This is a genomic window from Flavobacterium maritimum (assembly GCF_040049085.1).
In the GTDB taxonomy this organism is placed as follows: domain Bacteria; phylum Bacteroidota; class Bacteroidia; order Flavobacteriales; family Flavobacteriaceae; genus Flavobacterium; species Flavobacterium maritimum.
On the sequence record NZ_JBDLZY010000002.1, the window covers coordinates 641,424 to 664,819 of the forward strand.

The window sequence follows — 23,396 nt, forward strand, 5'->3', positions numbered from 1 at the left end:
AACCAAGAAAATGCAAGATAAAATTAGTATAAAAGAAAAAGTTGGTTACGGCTTGGGAGACGCTGCATCCTCCATGTTCTGGAAGATTTTCAGTATGTATCTCATGTTTTTTTACACCGATGTTTTCGGTTTGGCACCTGCCGTTGTAGGAACCATGTTCCTGATTACAAGAATCTGGGATTCCTGTTTTGATCCTTTGGTAGGAATTATTGCAGACCGCACCAAAACACGTTGGGGTAAGTTCAGACCCTATCTTTTATGGACAGCCATCCCTTTTGCAGTAATTGGTGTTTTAACCTTTTATACACCTGATTTTGACGAAAAAGGAAAAATCATCTACGCCTATATTACATATTCATTAATGATGATGGTCTATTCTGTGATTAATGTGCCTTACGCTTCCTTACTTGGTGTCATGTCTTCGGACCGAAAAGAAAGAACGACACTTTCTTCTTACCGAATGGTTTTTGCCTTTGCCGGCAGTTTATTGGCACTTTGGTTAATTGAGCCTTTGGTGAATTATTTTGGAGGTAATCTGAATTCCAAAACAGGTTGGTTATCTACCATAATCGTTTTTGGAATCATCACTACTATCTTTTTCTGGGGTTGTTTTTTCCTTACCAAAGAAAGAGTGCAACCTATTTCAAATGAGAAAACCAATTTGAAAGAAGACCTGAAAGATCTTTGGAAAAACAGACCTTGGTGGATTCTTCTTGGAGCAGGAATTGGGGCTTTGATATTCAATTCGATTCGTGACGGAGCGGCAGTTTATTACTTCAAATATTATGTAAGCGATACTGTGAGCTATAGTTTTAATCTCTTTGGAGAAAACTTTAACATGACACACACTTCACTATACTTGGTTTTAGGACAAGCCGCAAATATCATCGGAGTAATTGCAGCGACACCTATCGCCAACAAAATTGGTAAAAAAAACACCTTTTTCGGAGCGATGTCATTGGCAGCCATTCTAAGCGTCATTTTCTACTTTTTCGGAAAAGAAGATGTTTTGCTGATTATGGTTTTCCAAGTATTGATAAGCATTTGCGCTGGCTGTATCTTCCCATTAATCTGGTCGATGTATGCAGATAGCGCTGATTATTCTGAATGGAAACAAGGAAGACGCGCTACTGGATTAGTGTTTTCGGCTTCCTCTATGTCTCAAAAATTCGGATGGACAATCGGTGGTGCCGGAACAGGATGGCTTCTGGGATACTATGGCTTTCAGGCAAATATTGAGCAAACTGCAGTAACTCAAAATGGAATCCAATTGATGCTAAGTATTCTTCCTGCCGCAGCAGCAGTAATTTCTGTGCTGTTTATCCTATTCTATCCTTTAACGGAAAAAAAATTACAAACAATCGAACAAGATCTTAACGAAAAAAGAAATTTAACTAATTAAAACTGGATTTTAGAACTTTCTATCATGAATACAAAAACAATGAAGACAGATTTTCAAAAAAGAAAAAATGAAATTGAAAAAGAATTTCAAGAGCTTATAGAGAAAAAAAACGAACCACAATCAAATGTTGGGAATGGTATATATGAACGCTATAAAAATCCAATTATAACTGCAAACCATACTCCTCTGGAATGGCGTTATGATTTGAACGAAACAACCAATCCTTACGGAATGGAACGAATTGGTATCAATGCCGCTTTCAATTCAGGAGCCATAAAGTGGAATAATAAATACATCCTTGCCGTACGTGTGGAAGGTGTAGACAGAAAATCTTTTATCGCAATTGCCGAAAGTCCAAACGGGGTGGATAATTTCAAATTCTGGGAGAAACCTTGTGTTTTACCACAAACTGCTGAGCCGGATACCAATGTGTACGATATGCGTTTGATAAACCATGAAGACGGTTGGATTTATGGTATTTTTTGTACCGAAAGAAAAGATCCAAAAGCACCGGCAGGAGATACAAGTTCGGCTATAGCCAATGCGGGAATCGTGCGTACCAAAGATCTAGTGAACTGGGAACGTTTACCGGACTTAATTTCAAATACCGGACAACAACGCAATGTGGTCATGCATCCTGAATTTATTGACGGAAAATATGCGCTTTACACACGTCCGCAAGACGGATTCATTGATGTTGGAAACGGTGGCGGAATTGGCCTTGGTTTTGTTGACGACATGACCAATCCTGTTGTAAAAGACGAGAGAATTATTTGTGGAAAACAATACCACACCATTTACGAATTAAAAAATGGTTTGGGGCCAGCTCCAATTAAAACAGAAAAAGGATGGTTGCATTTGGCTCACGGCGTTAGGAATACTGCAGCCGGATTGCGTTATACTTTGTACATGTTCATGGCCGATCTGAATGATATTTCGAAAGTAACTCACATGCCGGCAGGACATTTTATGGCTCCGGAAGGAATTGAAAGAGTTGGTGATGTATCGAATGTGTTGTTTTCTAACGGCTGGATTGAAGACGAAGACGGAACTGTTTTCATCTATTATGCCTCATCTGATACCAGAATGCACGTGGCTGTTTCCTCTGTGGAAAAACTGATTGATTATGTTATGAATTCTCCGGAAGACACCTTCACATCGGCAGGTTCAGTCAATACGATTATTGAGCAGGTAAACAAAAACAAAGCAATTTCATAAACGTGTCTACACAATTAAAAAAACTAAAATCCGAACTGACTGCGGAACTCGATGCGATTCTTGGCTATTGGTCTAAGTTTACTATTGATACCCAAAACGGCGGTTTTATTGGCCAAATAGACCAGAACGATCAAACCCATTATCAGTCTGAAAAAGGTTCTGTTTTAAATGCCAGAATCCTGTGGACTTTTTCTTCGGCTTATCAAGTAACCAAAGAAGAAGAACATAAAAAGATTGCAGAAAGGGCTTTTGATTACATTGTAACCCATTTTTATGATACGGAATTTGGTGGTATTTTTTGGAGTCTGAATTTTGACGGGACTCCAAAAGATACTAAAAACCAAATCTATGCGATCGCCTTTGTGATTTATGGCATGACCGAATATTATGCGATTTCGAAAGAGAAAAAAGCATTGGAAATAGCCATTAATTTATATCAAAAGATTCAGGAACACAGTTACGACCACATCAACAAAGGCTATTTGGAAGCTTTTACCCGCGAATGGAAAAACATTGACGATTTGCGTTTAAGCGATAAAGATGCCAACGAGAAGAAGACAATGAATACCCATTTGCATATTGTGGAAGGTTATACGAATTTGTATAAAGTCTGGAAAGATGAAAACTTACGAAAAGACATCATTGAATTATTAGAAGTTATTGATACTCATTTTATCAATGAGGCTACAGGACATTTAAAACTGTTTTTTGACGAAAACTGGATCGAAAAACCAGATGTTATTTCGTATGGCCATGACATCGAAGCGGCTTGGCTCCTTATGCAATGCGCTGAAATTTCAGGAGATGAAGCTTTAATCAGCCGCTATAAAAAACATGCTGTTCAACTTACAGATGCGACCAAAGAAGGCATTGACACAGACGGTGGTTTGTGGTATGAACTAGAACCGAAAACCAATGAACTGATTGCCGAAAAGCATTGGTGGCCTCAGGCAGAATTGATGATTGGTTTTTTTAATGCTTATGAACTCACCGCTGATCAAAACTACCTTGATACCGTTTTAAAAAATTGGGAATTCATAAAGAAATACATTCTTGATACTAAAAATGGTGAATGGTATTGGGGCGTAAAGGCTGATTATTCTTTGATACCAAAAGACAAAGCGGGTTTTTGGAAATGTCCCTATCACAATGGACGTGCCTGCATTGAAATCATTAACCGAATTAAAAAAACTGAAAATGAATAAAAGTATTCTTTACCTGTTTATTCTTGGATTTGCTTTTTTTAACTCCAGTTGTTCTTCCAGTTCTGACGATCCGGATCCTGTAACGCCTCCGGTTTTACCTCCTGTAGGCACGGACGTCTTAACAACCCAAAACGTAAAAACCTATATGGTAGATGGTAATGCTACTGCCGAAACAGTTGCTTTATTCTACAACCTTAAAAAACTGGCAAAGACAAAAATTGCAATTGGACAACAAGATGCTTTTAATGGCTTTTACCAGGATGCAGGAGGAGACTCAGATATTAAGAAAACAACGGCTTACGATCCTGCACTTCTCGGTTCTGATTTTATGTTTATCACGGACAAAAACAATAATGAACAAGCGGACAATTGGTATTTCCAACAAGAAAAAATAATTACTGATGATGTTAAAGAAGCTTACGCAAAAGGAATGATCAACACTTTTTCATGGCATTTACGTGAACCCTATAAAGAAAACAGTTTTTATGCAGATGACATGACGGCAGACGAAAAAGCCACTGCTTTCAAGAGTATTTTACCCGGAGGAACAAATCATCAGTGGTACAAAACAAAACTGGATAAAATAGCCCGAGTTGTATCGAATTTAAAAGGTTCTAAAGGCGAATTAATTCCAATTATTTTTAGACCTTTTCATGAGTTTGACGGCAGTTGGTTTTGGTGGGGCGCTAATTTTTGCACCGATGCAGAATACAAAACAGCATACCAATTTACAGTTGATTATCTAAAAAACACTAAAGGGGTTCATAACATTTTATATGCCTTTTCTCCGGATAATTCCTATTCGACGGCGACCAATTATTTGAGTCGTTATCCTGGGGATGCCTATGTGGATGTTTTGGGAATGGACAATTATGGAGATTTCAATAACCAAGGACAAACGGGTGCTGACAAAGCCAATGCAAAACTTAAAATGGTTTCTGATTTGGCTAAAACCAAAGTAAAAATCGCAGCAATGACCGAAACAGGTTATCGAGTTACGGCAACAGTTCCACCTGTACCTAATTGGTTCTCTTCCTACTTATACAGTGCACTAACAGCAAACAGTATTGGAGTGAGTTATGTAATGTTTTGGAACAATAATAATGATGGGTATTATGTGCCTACTCCATCGGCTTCGAATGTGGCAGATTTTAAAACTTTTGCTGCGAAATCAAAATCGGCATTGACGAATACCTTGCCTAATATGTATGTTTTACCGAATTAATTTTTTTACCATACAAGACAATTAAGCAAATATAAGTCAGGCAAAGGATTCGAAAATAGACGAAAATAGAATTGTAATCGAAATGCCCTAGCCCTGATAGCAGTGAAAAGCCCGGAGCAAGAAAAGTACAAGTTTCTTGTTACAAAAAAGCGACCAAAGGAAGCTCTTTTTGTAACATTAGAAACTTTACTTTTCCTGTGAGGACTTGAAACGAATAGCAGGACATAGCTCCTGAAATAAATAAAATCAAACATGAATAAATCAGTACTAAAAATAGTTTTTGCCCTTTTTTGTTTTGCCAATATCTCTTGTCAGGCTCAAAAAGAACAAGCCAGAATCACTGTAAAAGGAACGCAATTTTACAAAGGCGATAAACCGTATTCGTATATCGGCACCAATTATTGGTACGGAAGTTTACTGGCGTCCAAAAAAGTAGGCGACCGAAAAAGACTTCTTCGAGAATTGGATCTCATGCAAAAAAACGGTATTGATAACTTGCGAATTTTAGTTGGTGCCGATGGCGGAAAATATGATTATACGGTTCGTCCGGCCTTGCAATATGAGCAAGGAAAATACGATGAAGACTTGCTGGATGGTTTGGATTTTTTGATTTATGAAATGGGTAAACGCAAGATGTATGCGGTCTTGTATTTGACCAATAACTGGGAATGGTCTGGCGGTATGTCACAATATTTGGAATGGAATGGTCATGGTGCGATTCCGGTTCCGAATATCGCTCCAAACACTTGGCCACAGTTTATGAGTTATACCGAAAAATTTCATGACTGCGAACCTTGCATGGAGGGATTAAACAATCATGTGAAGTTTATCTTAGGAAGGACAAATGCCTATACCAAAAGAAAATACACCGAAGACAATACGATTATGGCGTGGCAAGTGGGGAATGAACCGCGCACTTTCACGCCTGAAAATGAGGCGAAATTTACTGTTTGGTTAAATTCTATTGTTGATTTAATTGATAGCTTAGATAAAAATCATTTAATTTCTACTGGTTCTGAGGGAAAAAACAGCTCTAATGATAGTATGGAGACTTTTGAGCGAACGCATAAAAACCCGAAAATTGATTATCTGACAATGCACATTTGGCCAAAAAACTGGAATTGGTTCAAAGCCGATGATGCCGCTCGAACGTTGCCAACAACCATTGAAAATGCCGGAAAATATATTGACGACCACATCACAGTTGCCAACAATCTAAAAAGACCGATCATCATTGAAGAGTTTGGTTTGCCAAGAGAAAATGAAGGTTTAGTTTCAACCGCATCTGTAGCCAACAGGGATATTTTTTACAATTATATATTTCAAAGAGTTGCCGAGAGTCATAAAAATAATGGTCCGTTGCAAGCTGCTAATTTTTGGGGTTTTGGTGGTGAAGGAAAAGCAATCACCAAAGACGGAAAATGGAATCCCGGAGATCCTTTGACAACTGATCCTCCACAAGAACCACAGGGTTTGAACAGTGTTTTTTCTACTGATAAATCAACTTTGGAATTGGTAAAAAAGTATAATTTGAAATTGAAATAATTATATGTAGTAGAGACGCACTGCAGTGCGTCTCTACCATACGATACAGAATAATAATCTATTTCAAAATAGTTTCGATTGCATGTAATTCATCTGATGAAAATTCTAGATTTTGTAAACTGTCAATATTATTGTTCAATTGTCCCACCGAACTGGCACCAATCAAGACTGAAGTGACTCTATTATCTTTTAACAACCAAGCCAAAGCCATTTGGGCCAAGGACTGATTTCTTTGTTTAGCAATATCATTTAATTTAATGATTTTCTGAATTCTTTCCTCTGAAACCTCATCTTCTTTTAAATGTCCATTTGGATTATGAGCACGGGAGTTTTCAGGAATTCCTTTGAGGTATTTGTCGGTTAAAAGTCCTTGTGCCAAAGGTGAAAAAGCAATACAGCCCACCCCTTTTTCTTCGAGGACATCGAGTAATCCTTCTTCAGGCGTTCGAACAAACATTGAATATTTGACTTGATGAATCAAACAAGGTGTTCCCAATCGTTTCAGGATATCGGTAGCTTCTCTGGTCTGTTCCGGATTGTAATTGGATATCCCCGCATACAACGCTTTTCCGCTTCGAACAGCATAATCCAAAGCCATCATCGTTTCTTCCAAAGGTGTTTCAGGATCAAAACGATGCGAATAGAAAATATCCACATACTCCAGATTCATTCGCTTTAAACTCTGATCTAAACTGGACAATAAATACTTGCGGGAACCCCAGTCACCATAAGGACCATCCCACATGGTATAACCTGCTTTGGTCGTAATTACAATTTCGTCACGTAGGTTTCCCTGAAAATTATTCTTCAGGATTTTACCAAAATTTGTCTCCGCTGAACCGGGAACAGGACCGTAATTGTTGGCCAAATCAAAATGGGTAATTCCTTTATCAAAAGCAGCTTTAGCAATGCTTTCGGCATTTTCGAAACTATCTACAGAACCGAAGTTATGCCATAATCCTAATGATATTTGTGGCAGTAACAAACCACTTTTCCCACATCTGTTGTACTTCATTGCTTCAATTTAAGATTGATTTTTATTTTTATAATGTGTAAAGTTCGTACTCGTAGATTTATAATGCAAATAAACCCGACTTGTTTTTAATTCCAAATCGGGTTTAAAATCACCTCAGTCACATCTAGCGGGGTCGAGATGCTTTTTTAATTTTCAGCGACTAAAGATCATAGTTTACTGCAATTCAAACCCACTTTCCAATCCTTTATCAGAACTACCGCCAACCATGATTTTGAAAGTTCCGGCTTCAACCAAATAGTTTCCGTTATTGTCATAAAAACCAAGTTCTTTTTCAGTCAAAGTCAAGGTAACCGTTTTTGTTTCTCCCTTTTTCAAATGAACTAATTCAAAACCTTTCAGCTCTTTTACCGGTCTGGCCAAACTCGCTGCATCATCATGAATGTACAACTGAACGACTTCTTTACCATCATAATTCCCAGAATTGGTCACATCAACAGAAACCACAACTGGCTCCCCTTTTGCAAAAGCGGTTTTATTGAGTTTTAGATTTTTATAATCGAAAGTCGTATAACTCAATCCAAAACCAAAAGGATACAAAGGCGTTTTCTCCACATCTGTAAAATGTGACCAGAATACGTTTTTATCTGCATTTACGGGTCTTCCCGTACTGTAATTATTATAATAAATAGGCACTTGACCCACATTTCTTGGGAATGACATTGGTAATTTTCCACTTGGATTATAATCGCCATATAAAACCTGGGCTACCGCGTTTCCGGTTTGAGTCCCCAAATGCCACGCCTCAACAATGGCTGGAATATGTTCGGCTGCCCAAGGCAAAGCCAATGGTCTCCCGTTATTTAAAACCAAAACAATATTTGGATTCACCTTATATATTTCTTCCAATAATTCCTGTTGAACACCTGGTAAATCAAGATTCGTTCTGCTGCGTCCTTCTCCCGACTGGAAGCCATGTTCTCCCAAAACTATCACCACAACATCGGCAGTAGCGGCCACTTTCTTGGCAGCGTCAAATCCGCTTTTATCAGTGGTATTGAAAACCAATTCATCCACAAAAGCCGTTTTCCCAATCGTCAGATCGGCTCCTTTTTCAAACATCAATTGATTGCCTTTGTACTGCTGCATGCCTTCCAAAACTGAAACCGCTGTATCATCATCTGAAGCAATCCTCCAACTTCCCAACGGACTGTTTTTATCATTCGCCAAGGCACCAATCAAAGCAATTTTTTGTCCTGATTTTTTTAGCGGTAGTATCCCATCTCTCCCTAAAGGAGAAGGAGCGTTTTTCAACAACACGATCGATTTTTTGGCCATATCCAAAACTGCATCATTATTGGCTTTGTTTCCAATCGTTGCTTTTTCACGCTTTTCGTCACAATATCGATACGGATCATCAAATAAACCCAACTCAAATTTCACTCTCAAAACCCTGCGAACCGCATCATCAACCAAAGCTTCACTTACTTTTCCTTCCTTAACCAATTTTGCCAACTCGTTCACATACAAATACGACTCCATGTCCATATCTGAACCTGCCGTTACAGCTTTTTGTGTTGCTTCTGCTCCATCTTTCGCATAACCATGTGCAATCATTTCACGAACCGAAGCCCAGTCAGAGACTACAAATCCATCAAACTTCCATTTCCCTTTCAAAATGTCTCTTTGCAGAAAACTGTTTCCCGTTGCCGGAATGCCATTCAGAATATTGAACGAGTTCATAAACGTACGAACTCCAGCATTTGCAGCCGCTTCAAAAGGAGGTAAAACGGTGTTGTACAATTTCGAATTGCTAATGTCTACAGTATTATAATCTCTGCCGGATTCAGCAAAACCATATGCCGCAAAATGTTTAGCGCAAGCCGCAATTGTGTTTACTTTAGCCAAATCAGCTTTGGTATCTCCTTGAAACCCTTTTACTCTGGCAATTGCCACCTTGCTCCCTAAATACGGGTCTTCTCCCGCACCTTCCATCACACGACCCCAACGGGCATCATTCGAAATATCTACATTGGGCCCAAAAGTCCAGTTAATTCCCACTGCTGAAGCTTCATCTGCCGCCACTTGAGCCGATTTCTTTATTGCTTCCATATCCCAACTCGCCGCTTCGGCCAACGGAATCGGACTCAAGGTTTTATACCCGTGAATCACGTCAAAACCAATGATTAACGGAATTCCCAAACGAGTTTCCTCAACGGCAATTTTCTGAACCGCTTTTACTTCTTTCACACCACGCACTGATAGCATCGAACCTACCCATCCATCACGTAAATGTTTGTATTTCAGTTCCGCATTTCCCCCTGTTGGTGCCGGTCCGGTTACTTCCCAAAATCCGTTATATTGGTTCATCTGCCCCACTTTTTCCTCTAGCGTCATTTGTTTCATCAACAAATCAATGCGTTCTTCAATAGGTTTCGTTTTATCTAAATGTGGTTTTTTCTGTGCATTCATAGTTCCAATGGTAATCAGGGAAAAAATCCCCGCAATAATTAATGTATTGTTCTTCATAATTTGGTTTTTTGTTTTTTTGGGCGTGACCACAAGGGTCGGGCTATACGGCTTTATCTCTCCGTCCCGTCCCGAGGTTTCGGGATCGGGACTACGAGGATATCACCTGCTATCCCTCACGCGACCTTACAACAACTTCAATTTTTAAATAGTTTTCAGTCGCAGTCGCAGTTTTCATAATTGCCTGTACATATTTCTATTCGCTTTATAAATAATATTTATAAAAAGCGAGTCAATTTAAAAAACACATCCTTTTTAATCTGAAAACTGTTCCAGTAACTCTCCGGAGAAAACTGAAACCGAGACTAAAAACTGCGCTTTTTTATTCACTTATAAAAGACGAGGCTGGCAAATTGGCTTTATTAAAAAGTGTCGTCTGATCTGTATTTTTCCAAGCGTAACGCACTTTCACAGGCTCTTTCACCTGATTTGATTGCAGTATGACCGCATTATTTTTGATAACAGCAGTCGCTTTATAAAACACATTATCAGCTCCCGCAATTTCAAATAAGTCAGCTTTTTTGGCTTCAAAATACAAGCCTTCGGCATAATCAAAACTGACTGTTATTTTATTTTTCTTAGTGATAATACCTTTATAAAGAGGGCCGTTTACCAATGCTGTATTGGTTTTATAGGTATTCACCAACGCCAAATTAGCCAAACGCGTTCCAACCGATTTTTTATCTTTTGGGTGGATGTCATCCACAGGCGAAATATCGCTAGTGATAACCATTCCGGTGTTCGGAACTTCCTGTAAGACTTTGCGCTGTGCATCACGAATAATGGCTCCTCCAAAATGATCTTCCCCATATTTATATGGTGCAATCTGAACATAATAAAATGGAAACTCATACTTCCATAATTTTCTCCAGGAAGTAATTAAAGCCGAAAGGGTTTTATCATAAACCGTTGAGCCCACATTACTTTCCCCTTGATACCAAATCACACCGGCAATTTTGAATCCTGCCAATGGAGCAATCATAGCATTAAAAGCACGTCCCGGTTGATTGGGTCCATACGATTCTTCTTTTCTTGTTTTGGCTGCTGCTAACAAAACGGCATCCTTCTGAATGACTTCTTCCGGCATCCAAATCTCTGCAGGTGTTCCTCCCCAATTTGAGCCAATCAAACCTATAGGCACATTTTTCAAATCGGCTTGCAAACGTTTGGCAAAGAAATAACCAACTGCACTAAAATATTTCATCGTCTCCGGTGTGCATTCAGTCCAGTTTCCCGACAAATTATTTTGGGGTGTAGTGGCGGTTAATTTCGGAACAGAAAAAAAACGAATGTTTGGATTCGTGGCATTTTTTACTTCCTCATCTCCATTTTCAATACCCCAACTCGCTGGCATTTCCATATTGGATTGTCCGGAGCAAATCCAAACTTCCCCAATCAAAATGTTTTTCAATACAATTTCATTGTATCCTTTTATCGAAATGGTATAAGGTCCTCCTTCTTTTGGAGTAGGTACATTAATTTCCCATTTAGCCTGATTGCTGGCTTTAATTTTATACGTTTCGTTATTCCAACTCGGACTAATCACTACTTCTTCCTGCGGATTTGCCCAGCCCCAAACCATAACTTCACTATTGCGCTGCAAAACCATATTATCCGAAAAGATATTTGGCAGCGTAACATTTGCAATAGCGGTATTAGAAAGTATCAAAAAGAAAATAAACGTAATTATAGTATTATTTTTCATCTAGTAATTTTTTAAAGAAAGGAATTAATTGATCTGCCATCACTTCATCATCGGCAACATCAGGATGATATCCGCAACCTTTAGGAGTCATCGGTTGAAATTCGAATAAAGTAATCATTTTGTGTTCTTGGTCATTTTCAAAAGCCTGAATGACTTTTTTCAAACAACGTACTAAAGTTACATTATTGTCCCCTGAAACCATCGGACTGTTCAACAAAAGAATTCTGGTATTGGGAGCGTGCTTATAAACCACTTTGATAAAATCAATGTAATTCGAAACGTATTTTTCTTCATTAAAAGGCAATCTTTCTTTTTTACCATCACCGTCCGAAAGATCATTTGTTCCCAAACAAATACTTACTATATCCGGTTGAAAAGCAAAATCATAGCTCTTAGTATTGGTTCTGTTCAAATACAGATTTTCATACACATCAGGCATAATCGCTTCGTCTTTATGCTCGTCGTTCCAGTTTCGGTACATCCCGATTCCGGAAACGGAGCTCAAAACAAAACCAGCATTAACAGCTCTCGAAAGCACCGGTCCATACGCCAAATACGCATTATGTTGATCAAACCATTCTCCGGCACCACAAGGAATTGTTGTTAAATCATTCCCCATACCACAGGTAATCGAATCCCCAATCAATTCAATTTTCTTTTTATTTTCAGGAGTGATTTTTGTTAGTTTGGCAGTGGTTCCACCAAACAAAATACCACCATTAGAAGCTTCTGTGGCTTTATAAATCGTAAGACGGTGCATTTTCTTCTTTGTGGAAACGGTAATCGGATAGGATTGTAACGCCCCTTTCTTTATTTGTAGACGACCGATATATTCACCATCGAGTTCCAGTGAAACATAATTGTGATGTTCCCAGGAATCAACACTTTGCAAAGCAATGCTGCACGAACTGCCTTTGAAATTAAATGAAACGGATGCTGCTGAACCTATTAAAATTACTTTGTCATCAGCCAGTTTTTCTATTCTACCCGAATAATTAAAATGAGGATTGGAATTTTCTTTTTCTTTTGCCTTAACATTAAGCGCAAGAAGTAACAGTAAAAATAAAAGGTATTTCTTTTTTAAAATCATCATTGTACAAGGTTAACGTAAACAAAATTATTTGGGGGTAATTATAAAAATCCCGTTTCATTCTATTGCTATGGTGAAACAAAACTCCTTATTCATTTAAATGAATTAAAAGTAGGAAGGAAAATTTTATAATTACGACCCCAAAATAAAAAACTTATAAAAGCTCTTCTAAAAAGCACTTATAAAAAACACTGATAGCAAACCTACTCTATTATATCATTTCAAAAAGATACTAAAATATCAAATGGTAATAAAAAATATGCTTTTACAAAAAAAAGCACCAGACAATTACTCATCTGGTGCTTTACTACAAATTAACCCTATTTTATTAAATAACAATTCCTTTAAGTGTCAATACTTTTGGAGTTGTTTCGGCATTAGTCGTAACAGTAACTGTTTTGGTAAATGCTCCTTTATTGGCTGCATTATAAGTTGCAGTAACTTTTGCTGTTTTTCCAGGAAGAATTGGTGTTTTGGTATAATCTGTTGCAGTACAACCACAAGATCCGTGAACATTAGTAATAATCACAGTAGTTTTCCCGGTATTTGTAAACTCGAAATCAATTGCTTTCGGTTTGTTTTGTGGAATTTCACCCACATCAATACTTTCTGCTTTCCATAAAATAGTACTAGCAACTGTCTTTGTTTCAGCGATTATTGCTTTCGCTGGAGCGATAACAGAAAAGGACATTAATCCTAAAGCAAGGGCCAACATTGAAATTTTGATGATTTTCATAATATAAAGTTTTATAGTTAATAGTCTTAATTTTTTTTGAACAATTCAAAAGTAGACCAGAAAACCACTGGCTGGTGTTAAGCAGTTTCAAATGTTTGTTAACGACTTGTTAATGGATATATTTAAAGGTATTTTTGATTAATATTACACTTTCAAAAAACTATTTTCACTTGAAACTAAACAAACTCAATAGCATCATTGTTCTGGGACTCATCGCCATTATTGGGATTTTGGTCGCGCAACTGCTCTGGACTAAGGAAGCCTTTAATCTTGAGGAAAAAAAGTTCAGCCAGAAAGCTCATATCGCTTTATTGGAAGTGGTCAAAAATCTATATCAGAGCACCAGCCATGAATTGCCGATAGAAAATCCGGTCAAAAAAATTGCCAACGATTATTATATCGTCAATGTCGATAATGATTTTGAACCTGAAATCTTGGAGTTTTATTTGAAAACCGAATTCAAAAAAATAAACATCACCACCGATTTTGAGTATGCCATGTACAACTGCCAAAGTGATGAAATGGTTTATGGCAATTATGTTTCTTTATCGGATCAATCAAAAGGAAAACACTCCGTTTATTTTCCCAAACATAAAAATCTGGTGTATTATTTTGCCATTCGATTCCCCAATGAAACCAGTTATCTGTTCAGTTCTCTACGTTTTTGGTTTGTGTTATCGCTGGTGTTAATCTTTGTTTTATTGATTTATGTCTATTCGATTTTTACGCTTTTACAGCAAAAAAAATACTCCGATTTACAGCGGGACTTCATCAATAATATGACGCATGAATTCAAAACACCCTTGTCGTCAATATTAATTGCTTCTAATTTTTTAGTAAAGCAAAAGCCTATTTTGGAAGATCAAAAACTGCATAACTATACAGATATCATCATCAACCAAAGCAATAAACTCAACCAACATATCGAGAAAATCCTGACCATCGCTAAATCGGATTATACTCCTTTGGAATTAAAAAAAGAATCTATTACCATTATTCCGGTACTTGAAATTGCCATCGAAAACATCCGATTAAAATATCCGGATACCACCATAACAATCGAAACTCTTACACAAGACACATCAATACTCGCCGATTCCTTTCATTTTACTAATTTGGTTTACAATCTGCTGGACAATGCGGTGAAATATTGTGACGACAAACCACAAATTATCATTCGATTATCGAAAGAAAACCAAGTATTAAAATTGGAATTTATAGATAACGGCATCGGGATTTCGAATAAAAACCTTTCCTTTATCTTTGATAAATTTTATAGAATACCAACACAAAAAAGCAATGAAGTAAATGGCTTTGGATTAGGTTTGTATTATGTAAAAAAGATTTGCAACTTGCATCATTGGAAAATTAGCGCAGCCAATAATCCCGAAAAAGGCATTACCATAACTATTTTAATTCCGAATAATTAATGAGTACTTCCCGAATTCTTTATGCCGAAGACGATGCCACACTGGCGTTCCTGACCAAAGACAATCTGGAACAAAATCACTATGACGTTTCACATTGTGAAGATGGAAAAACAGCTTTGGAAACCTTCAAAACTGGCCGTTTTGATATTTGTATTCTGGATATTATGATGCCAAAAATGGATGGATTTGAATTGGCCACAGAAATACGAAAAAGCAATACCGATATTCCGATTATTTTCCTTTCGGCAAAAACCTTGAAAGAAGACCGCATCAAAGGACTGCGTTTGGGTGCCGATGATTATCTCGTAAAGCCTTTTAGCATAGAGGAACTGCTGTTAAAAATTGAAATTTTCCTGAAGCGTTCCCATAAAAATAACGCCCCCGAAAAATCAATGTATGCAATTGGGAAATACCAATTCGATACCAAAAATTTTATTTTACTACACGAAAACGAAAAAATAAGCCTCACACAACGCGAGGCTGAACTCCTTAAATTATTCCTTGACAATAAAAATGTTGTCCTGAAAAGGGAACAAATTCTCACTTCCCTTTGGGGCAATGACGACTATTTTATGGGCCGTAGTCTGGATGTTTTTATTTCCCGCCTGCGAAAAATCCTCGCCAACGAGAAAGACATTGCAATTGAAAATTTACATGGGATTGGGTTTCGTTTTTTGGTGGGCTAATGATTAAAAATCAAGTCAAACGCATTTAATTTAATATTTTTAAAGCTCAGGTATAAATATAAAAAGCTCTAAATCATAATCGGTTTAGAGCTTTTTTATAGGTTTGGTTTAACTATTTTGGTTTTTAAATATTTCGGCAATAATTTAATTAGGCATTCCATTAGCAATCCATTTATTGATCAAATCAATCTTAGACTGTGACAATTTCCCTCCTTTAGGCATCACGAGCGGATCCCCAACAGGTTTTTCAATTCTAATTTTAATATCCGCAGCTTTGGCACTAACTTGTGCATACGTTTGAAGAGGAACGCTACTATTTTCTCCCCCTGGGCCATGACAACTGATACAATTAGCATCAATTATGGCTTTAATATTAGCCGTATAAGTAGGATTGGTTACTGTCCCTCCTCCTCCTGGCGGTGGTGTTTCTGTAGACGATGAGTCATCGCCTCCACTACAAGACATTACTGCTAAAGCTACAACTAGTACAGAACAGATTGCTTTTACTTTTTTCATTGTCAATTCATTTATTAGGTTAATAAAATAGATTCTCCAACTTAAAATCCTATAACTACGTCTACTCCCTGCATGATGTATTTCCGAGCTAACACAAAGACAACTATAAATATATGTAAAAATAACGTACAAAATACTATCAACGATTTTTAATCAAATCATGGTGTGTTGGGATTGCGATAAATAGTATCTTTTTGCACAACACTAAACCTGAAAAAATTTTACCAACCAATTAAAAAAACAAAGGTTTATTTATTTGTCAATCCCTGTAAAGATTAGATACTTCGGTAACAAAATTAAAACAAAAAACCACCCTTATCAGGTGGTTTTTCAATTTCTATCCAAAGATTACAAAGGAATATTCCCGTGTTTTCTATTAGGAGTAACACTTACTTTGTTTTCGAGCATACTAAAGGCTTTGATTAATTTGCGTCGGCTGTCTTTTGGCAGGATAACTTCATCCACAAAACCTCTCTGGGCTGCGGTATAAGGATTCGCAAACAATTCGGCATATTCTGCTTCTTTTTCCAAGAGTTTAGCCTCATGGTCTTCGGCATCACTGATTTCTTTTTTAAAGATAATTTCAGAAGCACCTTTGGCACCCATAACGGCAATTTCGGCAGTTGGCCAGGCAAAATTCATGTCGGCACCAATGTGTTTGGAGTTCATTACATCATAAGCACCACCATACGCTTTACGTGTAATCAAGGTTACTCTGGGCACAGTTGCCTCGCTCAAGGCATAAAGTAATTTCGCTCCGTGAACGATAATTCCGTTCCACTCTTGATCCGTTCCCGGTAAAAAGCCAGGTACATCTACCAGTACCAGTAATGGAATATTAAAGGCATCACAAAAACGGGTAAATCGAGCTGCTTTTATCGAACTGTTGACATCCAGACAACCTGCTAAAAACATTGGTTGATTGGCCACAATTCCAATGCTTCGCCCTCCCAAACGGGCAAAACCCACAAGGATATTTTCGGCATAATTTTTATGAATTTCAAAAAACGAATCTTCGTCAATAATCCCACCGATCACACTATGCATATCATATGGTTTATTCGGATTATCCGGAATAATATCCGATAATTGATCGCGTATCTCATCGTTGAGTTCGTACGGTAAATTACGCGGGGTTTCTTTATTGTTTTGAGGCAAATAACTCAACAAACGTTTGAGATCTTCCAAACAAACCACATCATTGGCTGAAGTACAATGCGCCACACCTGATTTACTGGAATGCGTGCTCGCTCCTCCCAATTCTTCTGAAGTTACGGTTTCATTGGTCACCGTTTTCACCACATTCGGACCCGTTACAAACATATAACTGGTGTCTTCAACCATCATCGTAAAATCAGTCATGGCAGGAGAATAAACCGCTCCACCAGCACAAGGCCCCATAATCGCAGAGATTTGCGGAATCACACCGCTGGCTTGTACATTTCTAAAGAAAATATCGGCATAACCGCCCAAAGAACGAACGCCTTCCTGAATACGTGCGCCACCTGAATCATTTAATCCAATCATAGGTGCACCCATTTTGACCGCCATATCCATGATTTTACAAATTTTTTCGGCATGCGTTTCGGATAGCGAACCTCCAAAAACCGTAAAATCCTGAGCAAAAATGTAAACCAATCTTCCATTGATAGTTCCGTACCCTGTAACTACACCATCCCCGTAATACATTTCGGTTTCCATTCCGAAATCAGTTGTTCGGTGCGTCACCAACATCCCAATCTCTTCAAAAGAACCTTCATCCATCAAATAATTGATACGCTCTCTCGCTGTCAGTTTTTTATTCGCGTGTTGTTTTTCAATACGCTTTTTACCTCCTCCTAAATGGGCTTCGGCAATTTTATCGTTTAGTGTTTTTATTTTAGATTCCATAATTTACTGAATTGGTAAGCGTACGATTTTTTGGTCTTCAAAATACTGTTTCAACGCTACCAAAGCAGCGATTTCGGCTTCTTGCGCCATTTGTTGTTTCAACATCTCGGCATTGTAATATTTCTTAACGAAATGAGTATCAAATTTTCCCGAACGAAATGCCTCATGTTCAAAAACAAATTTCCCGAAAGGCAAAGTTGTCTGCACACCCTCTACCTGATAGCCTTCAATAGCTTTGATCATCAATTGAATCGCTTCTTCACGGGTTTGCCCATAAGTAATTAGTTTGGCCAGCATCGGATCATAATAAATAGGAATATCCATGCCTTGTTCAAAACCATTATCTACACGAATACCTTCGCCAACAGGCAATTGATACACATCCAAATGACCAACACTCGGCAAGAAATCATTTAAAGGATCTTCTGCATACACCCGCAATTCTAAAGCATGCCCTTTTAGCTGCAAATCCTCTTGTTTAATTCCTAATGCTTCTCCCCTGGCCACTCTAATTTGCAGTTCAACCAAGTCGGTACCTGTAATCAGTTCCGTAACCGGATGCTCTACCTGCAAACGGGTATTCATTTCAAGGAAGTAAAAATTATTGTTTTCGTCTAATAAAAACTCAACGGTTCCAGCTCCCAAATAATCACAGGATTTAGCTACTAAAACAGCTGCTTCACCCATTTTTTTACGCAATTCCGGAGTTAAAACCGAAGAAGGGGCTTCTTCTATAACTTTTTGGTGACGACGTTGAATACTACATTCCCTTTCGAATAAATACAAAACATTACCATGACTGTCGGCCATTACCTGAATTTCGATATGTCTTGGTGAACCTACATATTTTTCGATAAAAACCGAACCATCTCCAAAAGCAGAAATCGCTTCGCTGATTGCTCTATCCATTTGGGATTCAAAATCGGCTTCCGTTTCGACCACACGCATTCCTTTCCCACCACCTCCGGCAGAGGCTTTAATCAGAATTGGAAAACCAATTTCCTTCGCTACCACTTTTGCTTTTTCAACATCTGTAATCGCTTCGTCATAACCAGGAACCATCGGGATATTGTACTCCTTAACAGCATCTTTGGCCGCCAGTTTACTTCCCATGATTTTAATCGCTTTAGACTTTGGACCAATAAAGATAATATTGTTTTTTTCAGCTTCTTCAGCAAAATCAGCGTTCTCGCTCAAGAATCCATAACCGGGATGAATCGCATCCACGTTCAAGGCTTTGGCTACTTCTATAATTTTACTGCCTAACAAATACGATTGGCTCGAAGGTGCTTCACCTATACAAACCGCTTCATCGGCAAATTTTACGTGTGGGGCATTTCTATCAACGGTAGAATAAACTGCAACGGTTTTAATCCCCATTTTTTGCGCGGTTTTCATTACCCTGATGGCAATTTCCCCTCTATTGGCAACTAATATTTTTTTCATATTTTATAATAAGATTAAAAGAATAAAAACCGTTTCACTATAGAGTAAAGAGATGAAAATTCTAGTTTCTTTTATCTGTTATCTGATTTTTCTCTATTCGAACTCAATTAATAACTGCCCTTTATCTACAGCATCTCCCATAGCGACCGAAATCGATTTGATGATCCCGTCACGTGGCGAAAGGAAACTGTTTTCCATTTTCATCGCTCCCAAAATGATTAAGTTGTCGTTTTCTTTTACGGATTGTCCCACTACCACACTAATTTCGAGAATTAATCCGGGCATAGGCGCCTTGATAGCATTTACTTGTTTACTGAGTCCTGTTTCAAAACCCATTTCTTTAATCAGAATATCCAAAGGATTTGAAATGGCAACAGTATAGGTATTACTATTCACCTTTACAGTATAGCTTTTTTGATTAAAATCAGAAGAGACAATCTCTGCCTTAAAAGGGGTGTTTTGGTGAAGTATATGGAACTTATTGATTTCCACACTAACTGCATCCAATTCTGAGATACTTTTCTTTTTTAAATCAAAATGAAAAGTATCATTTACATTTACTTTATAGCCAATACTCATGGGTGTATTTTTTTTAATTGGCCGTAAAATTACACAAAGAAAACGTTTTCGTAAATGAAAAAAGGAAGTTTTATGCTAAATTGATATAGTTATTTAAAAATAAATTTCTTTTACAAAACCAGTAATCCAAATTCCCGTAAAAAAACAGCCCAAAGGTTATCCCTATTAGATTAATTTATTACGTTTTTGAACTCCTTTAGCTTCAATTACAATCAAATTACTTACCGAACTATTTACAGCAAAAAAAAGCCATTACGAATACTATTTAAAAACCATTTTTTTATTAATTTTAACATATTGCCAACTCTTAATATATTAACAATAATTCAATAAAAACACATAAAACAATATCAAAAATATAAAAATAACTTTTCAATTGTGAATTTTTTATTTAATTGATATATTTTTTCGTAAATTAGAGTACGAATTAGAACAACGATTTATAACTAAAAAACAAATAATTTTTAAAACATAATATCATGAAAAATTCAATCTTTTTTTTAGGAATTGCCTTATTTGCTTTCATTAATATTTCAACAGCCTCAAACACCATTTCGGTTGTTAATAAAGAAAAAACAACCATCAGTCTTGATGACGTAACACCATTGTGTGTTGCAATCATTAAAGGAGATCTTGAAATAGTCAAAAAATTCATAGAATACGGTGTAGATGTAAATCAAAAATCAAACGGATTAACCCCATTGATGATTGCTGCTCGAAGCAATAAAGCGACTATTGTTAAGTATCTTGTAGAAAACTGCAATGTGAAAATCAACGAAAAAGATTCTAATGGATTTACTGCCTTGAAATATGCTGAACTTTCAAATGCTACTGAATCAATTGAAATTTTAAAAAACCATAAATAAACAATTATAACAAGGCAAATAAGCTTTGTTTACCATTAAAAACTAATCGTTCCCAAAAAATTCAAATTTTTGAAAATTATTGGGAACGATTTTTTTTTGAAGGCATATTACAAAACCAGTAATCCAAATTCCCGTAAGGTATTCACAGGCTTTGAATACCAAAATAATTCAAAATCTTCTAAATGGGTTTCAAAATCACTTTTTACTTCTTGAAAAGAATAGGTTTTAGCATTCGCAACGGAGATTTTTTGAAGAATATCTACCAGCCATTCTCCTTCGTTTTTATTGGTTTGTATGTTGAAACTTTCCTTTTTATCATGAAAAGTAAGCGTCACCATTTCCCAGGAATTTCCTTTTTTGGATTTAGTAAAATGTTCTACAGAAGGATTTCCTCCAAGCCAAAGGATTTTGGCGGTAGGTTTAATATTGAACGCATCATCTTCCTGCAAAGCATCAAAAATAAAATCGGGACTTATTTTCGTCTTCGGAATTTTGAACTCGAACCAATCCTGTAATTCATAGTCAAAACAGATTCCGTGCATGAAATTGAACAAGGATTTTTTTAATCCAAAACTAAATTTATCGTGGTCGATTCCTGTTGAATCGGTATAATTAATATCGTTATTAGCAAAAGTCCCAAGAATTTCAGTTTCTTTTACCGCTCCAAATTTCTCCGGATACATGCCCACAGGACTATGAGCTGTCATCGCGAATTGATGCCAAAAACCAGATTGCAAAATGCCTGCTTCAAACAACTGGCGCACCATTTCAAGACTATCAATCGTTTCCTGAACCGTTTGTGTCGGATAACCATACATTAAATAAGCATGAACCATAATGCCTGCTTCAGTAAAATTACGGGTTACTTTGGCAACTTGTTCTACTGTTACACCTTTGTCTATCAGCTTCAGTAATCTATCAGAAGCGACTTCGAGACCACCGGAAACAGCAATGCAACCGGAAGCTTTGAGTAACAGACACAAGTCTCTGGTAAAACTTTTTTCGAATCGAATGTTTGTCCACCAGGTCACCGCTAATTTTCTACGGAGGATTTCGAGAGCCAAAGCACGCATCAAAGCTGGCGGCGCGGCTTCATCAACAAAATGAAATCCGTTTTGCCCCGTCTGCGCAATCATCTCTTCCATTCGGTCACACAACAAACTGGCAGCCACAGGCTCGTACACTTTTATATAATCTAAGGAGATATCACAAAAAGTGCATTTTCCCCAATAACAACCGTGCGCCATGGTGAGTTTATTCCAACGTCCGTCACTCCACATGCGGTGCATCGGATTCACAATTTCGATAACCGAAATGTATTTATCCAAAAGCAAATCAGAATAATCAGGGGTTCCCACTTGAGATTGTTTGTAATCTGGTTTAGTGGAATTATTTTTATAAACTACTTTTCCTTCTTCTAAAAGAAATGTTCGTTTATATTGCTTCTCGTCCCTCGACTCCGCTCGGGAAGACACACTCGAAGTGACAGCATTTATAAGTTCTTCAATTGGCGTTTCTCCATCATCCAAAGTGATGTAATCGAAAAATTCAAAAACGCGAGCATCGGAAAGCGAACGCAATTCGGTATTGGGGAAACCACCGCCCATCGAAATCTTAATGTTAGGATGATGCTTCTTCACCCACTGTGCGGAACGAAAAGCCGAATATAAATTCCCTGGAAACGGAACCGAAATTAAAAATAAGCTGGGCTGAATGGATTCAATTTGCTCTTTTAAAATTGAAAGTAAAACAGTATCAATATAGGTTGGCTCTTGCTGCAAGGCTTCGTATAATTCGTCAAAAGAATTGGCACTTCTGCCCAGACGTTCTGCATACCTGCTGAAACCAAAATTGGCATCAACACATTCCACAATAAAATCAGAAATATCTTCAAGATACAAAGTGGCCAAATGTTTCGCCTTGTCTTGTGTTCCCATAGTTCCAAAAGCCCAATCGAGTTCTTCCAATTGTGCAAATCGTGATGCTTCCGGCAAGAAATCTTCCTGACAAATCTGAAGCGCCAGAGTTGGATTCTTCCCTTGCAGAAAAGCGATTACGGGATCTATGGTTTTAATGTATTCCTCTTGTAAAGCAAAAATTCTTTGGCTATTAGGTGTTATGTTTTTGGCATTCGGTTTTGAAAAAGCAAACAAATTCTTCAAGCCTTCTTTCGAAAACAATTTCAAAATCACTTCAATACCCAAATCCGCCTGAACAGACTCAATATTTTTGGTATTCAAAAAGCCTTTTATATAAGCCGTTGCCGGATACGGAGTATTCAGTTGTGTGAAAGGCGGCGTGATAAGGAAGAGTTTGGTTTTCAAAAGAAAATGTTTTGTGCAAAAATAAGGGATA

General features: G+C 37.4%; 18 protein-coding genes. 8 read left to right on the top strand and 10 right to left on the bottom strand.

Features of this window, described 5'->3' with window-relative positions:
- The first annotated feature begins 10 nt into the window (after positions 1 to 10).
- The 5 genes from ABEB23_RS06750 (at position 11) to ABEB23_RS06770 (ending at position 6,595) form a co-directional block, all read left to right on the top strand.
- Entirely contained in the window at positions 11 to 1,402 is a 1,392-nt protein-coding gene (locus ABEB23_RS06750; protein WP_348811741.1) for an MFS transporter, read from the top strand.
- Between the two features lie 24 nt (positions 1,403 to 1,426).
- Positions 1,427 to 2,620 carry a glycoside hydrolase family 130 protein gene (locus ABEB23_RS06755; RefSeq protein WP_348811742.1) on the top strand — a complete coding sequence of 398 codons (1,194 nt, stop codon included), beginning with the start codon at positions 1,427 to 1,429 and terminating at the stop codon, positions 2,618 to 2,620.
- A gap of 2 nt (positions 2,621 to 2,622) precedes the next feature.
- Positions 2,623 to 3,825, top strand: a complete 1,203-nt coding sequence (locus ABEB23_RS06760) for an AGE family epimerase/isomerase (RefSeq protein ID WP_348811744.1) — start codon at positions 2,623 to 2,625, stop codon at positions 3,823 to 3,825.
- Positions 3,818 to 5,050, top strand: a complete 1,233-nt coding sequence (locus ABEB23_RS06765; protein ID WP_348811745.1) for a glycoside hydrolase family 26 protein — start codon at positions 3,818 to 3,820, stop codon at positions 5,048 to 5,050. Before ABEB23_RS06760 ends, ABEB23_RS06765 begins: the two co-directional genes overlap by 8 nt.
- Before the next feature lie 252 nt (positions 5,051 to 5,302).
- Complete coding sequence (locus tag ABEB23_RS06770) at positions 5,303 to 6,595, top strand: glycoside hydrolase 5 family protein (protein ID WP_348811746.1); 1,293 nt, start codon at positions 5,303 to 5,305, stop codon at positions 6,593 to 6,595.
- Positions 6,596 to 6,653: 58 nt separating this feature from the next.
- On the opposite strand, the gene ABEB23_RS06775 is transcribed toward ABEB23_RS06770, so the two are convergent.
- From ABEB23_RS06775 to ABEB23_RS06795, 5 genes are all read right to left on the bottom strand, one after another.
- Positions 6,654 to 7,610 (bottom strand): aldo/keto reductase, encoded by a 957-nt coding sequence (locus ABEB23_RS06775; protein WP_348811747.1) that lies wholly within the window; start codon positions 7,608 to 7,610, stop codon positions 6,654 to 6,656.
- Between the two features lie 174 nt (positions 7,611 to 7,784).
- Positions 7,785 to 10,097, bottom strand: a complete 2,313-nt coding sequence (gene bglX, locus ABEB23_RS06780; protein WP_348811749.1) for a beta-glucosidase BglX — start codon at positions 10,095 to 10,097, stop codon at positions 7,785 to 7,787.
- A gap of 322 nt (positions 10,098 to 10,419) precedes the next feature.
- Complete coding sequence (locus ABEB23_RS06785) at positions 10,420 to 11,802, bottom strand: sialate O-acetylesterase (RefSeq protein ID WP_348811750.1); 1,383 nt, start codon at positions 11,800 to 11,802, stop codon at positions 10,420 to 10,422.
- The gene (locus tag ABEB23_RS06790) at positions 11,792 to 12,895 is read right to left on the bottom strand and encodes an SGNH/GDSL hydrolase family protein (protein WP_348811751.1); all 1,104 of its coding nucleotides are present in this window, start codon (positions 12,893 to 12,895) and stop codon (positions 11,792 to 11,794) included. The genes ABEB23_RS06785 and ABEB23_RS06790 overlap by 11 nt, the downstream gene beginning before the upstream one ends.
- Positions 12,896 to 13,220: 325 nt before the next feature.
- Entirely contained in the window at positions 13,221 to 13,628 is a 408-nt protein-coding gene (locus ABEB23_RS06795) for a DUF1573 domain-containing protein (protein WP_348811752.1), read from the bottom strand.
- A gap of 170 nt (positions 13,629 to 13,798) precedes the next feature.
- On the opposite strand from ABEB23_RS06795, the gene ABEB23_RS06800 reads away from it, so the two are divergent.
- Positions 13,799 to 15,058: a sensor histidine kinase gene (locus tag ABEB23_RS06800; protein ID WP_348811753.1), complete on the top strand. Its 1,260-nt coding sequence runs from the start codon at positions 13,799 to 13,801 to the stop codon at positions 15,056 to 15,058.
- The gene (locus tag ABEB23_RS06805; protein ID WP_348811754.1) at positions 15,058 to 15,744 is read left to right on the top strand and encodes a response regulator transcription factor; all 687 of its coding nucleotides are present in this window, start codon (positions 15,058 to 15,060) and stop codon (positions 15,742 to 15,744) included. The genes ABEB23_RS06800 and ABEB23_RS06805 overlap by 1 nt, the downstream gene beginning before the upstream one ends.
- Positions 15,745 to 15,888: 144 nt before the next feature.
- Here ABEB23_RS06805 and ABEB23_RS06810 read toward each other — a convergent pair whose 3' ends face one another.
- From ABEB23_RS06810 to ABEB23_RS06825, 4 genes are all read right to left on the bottom strand, one after another.
- Positions 15,889 to 16,260 (bottom strand): c-type cytochrome, encoded by a 372-nt coding sequence (locus ABEB23_RS06810; RefSeq protein WP_348811755.1) that lies wholly within the window; start codon positions 16,258 to 16,260, stop codon positions 15,889 to 15,891.
- Between the two features lie 348 nt (positions 16,261 to 16,608).
- Positions 16,609 to 18,150 carry an acyl-CoA carboxylase subunit beta gene (locus tag ABEB23_RS06815; RefSeq protein WP_348811756.1) on the bottom strand — a complete coding sequence of 514 codons (1,542 nt, stop codon included), beginning with the start codon at positions 18,148 to 18,150 and terminating at the stop codon, positions 16,609 to 16,611.
- Positions 18,151 to 18,153: 3 nt separating this feature from the next.
- The gene (accC, locus tag ABEB23_RS06820) at positions 18,154 to 19,596 is read right to left on the bottom strand and encodes an acetyl-CoA carboxylase biotin carboxylase subunit (protein WP_348811757.1); all 1,443 of its coding nucleotides are present in this window, start codon (positions 19,594 to 19,596) and stop codon (positions 18,154 to 18,156) included.
- 93 nt (positions 19,597 to 19,689) lie between these two features.
- Positions 19,690 to 20,175 (bottom strand): acyl-CoA carboxylase biotin carboxyl carrier protein subunit, encoded by a 486-nt coding sequence (locus ABEB23_RS06825; RefSeq protein WP_348811759.1) that lies wholly within the window; start codon positions 20,173 to 20,175, stop codon positions 19,690 to 19,692.
- A 479-nt stretch (positions 20,176 to 20,654) separates the two neighbouring features.
- On the opposite strand from ABEB23_RS06825, the gene ABEB23_RS06830 reads away from it, so the two are divergent.
- Complete coding sequence (locus tag ABEB23_RS06830; protein ID WP_348811760.1) at positions 20,655 to 21,041, top strand: ankyrin repeat domain-containing protein; 387 nt, start codon at positions 20,655 to 20,657, stop codon at positions 21,039 to 21,041.
- A 107-nt stretch (positions 21,042 to 21,148) separates the two neighbouring features.
- Here the strand turns inward: ABEB23_RS06830 and ABEB23_RS06835 are convergent, their stop codons facing one another.
- Complete coding sequence (locus ABEB23_RS06835) at positions 21,149 to 23,365, bottom strand: B12-binding domain-containing radical SAM protein (protein WP_348811761.1); 2,217 nt, start codon at positions 23,363 to 23,365, stop codon at positions 21,149 to 21,151.
- Between the last annotated feature and the right edge of the window lie 31 nt (positions 23,366 to 23,396).

Excerpts from the sequence above, each read along its gene's own strand:
- ABEB23_RS06775 (WP_348811747.1), bottom strand. The coding sequence starts at position 7,610 with ATGAAGTACAACAGATGTGGGAAAAGTGGTTTGTTACTGCCACAAATA.
- ABEB23_RS06815 (WP_348811756.1), bottom strand. The coding sequence starts at position 18,150 with ATGGAATCTAAAATAAAAACACTAAACGATAAAATTGCCGAAGCCCAT.
- ABEB23_RS06830 (WP_348811760.1), top strand. The coding sequence starts at position 20,655 with ATGAAAAATTCAATCTTTTTTTTAGGAATTGCCTTATTTGCTTTCATT.
- ABEB23_RS06770 (WP_348811746.1), top strand. The coding sequence starts at position 5,303 with ATGAATAAATCAGTACTAAAAATAGTTTTTGCCCTTTTTTGTTTTGCC.
- accC (WP_348811757.1), bottom strand. The coding sequence starts at position 19,596 with ATGAAAAAAATATTAGTTGCCAATAGAGGGGAAATTGCCATCAGGGTA.
- bglX (WP_348811749.1), bottom strand. The coding sequence starts at position 10,097 with ATGAAGAACAATACATTAATTATTGCGGGGATTTTTTCCCTGATTACC.
- ABEB23_RS06750 (WP_348811741.1), top strand. The coding sequence starts at position 11 with ATGCAAGATAAAATTAGTATAAAAGAAAAAGTTGGTTACGGCTTGGGA.
- ABEB23_RS06785 (WP_348811750.1), bottom strand. The coding sequence starts at position 11,802 with ATGAAAAATAATACTATAATTACGTTTATTTTCTTTTTGATACTTTCT.
- ABEB23_RS06795 (WP_348811752.1), bottom strand. The coding sequence starts at position 13,628 with ATGAAAATCATCAAAATTTCAATGTTGGCCCTTGCTTTAGGATTAATG.
- ABEB23_RS06755 (WP_348811742.1), top strand. The coding sequence starts at position 1,427 with ATGAATACAAAAACAATGAAGACAGATTTTCAAAAAAGAAAAAATGAA.
- ABEB23_RS06805 (WP_348811754.1), top strand. The coding sequence starts at position 15,058 with ATGAGTACTTCCCGAATTCTTTATGCCGAAGACGATGCCACACTGGCG.
- ABEB23_RS06790 (WP_348811751.1), bottom strand. The coding sequence starts at position 12,895 with ATGATGATTTTAAAAAAGAAATACCTTTTATTTTTACTGTTACTTCTT.
- ABEB23_RS06810 (WP_348811755.1), bottom strand. The coding sequence starts at position 16,260 with ATGAAAAAAGTAAAAGCAATCTGTTCTGTACTAGTTGTAGCTTTAGCA.
- ABEB23_RS06825 (WP_348811759.1), bottom strand. The coding sequence starts at position 20,175 with ATGAGTATTGGCTATAAAGTAAATGTAAATGATACTTTTCATTTTGAT.
- ABEB23_RS06765 (WP_348811745.1), top strand. The coding sequence starts at position 3,818 with ATGAATAAAAGTATTCTTTACCTGTTTATTCTTGGATTTGCTTTTTTT.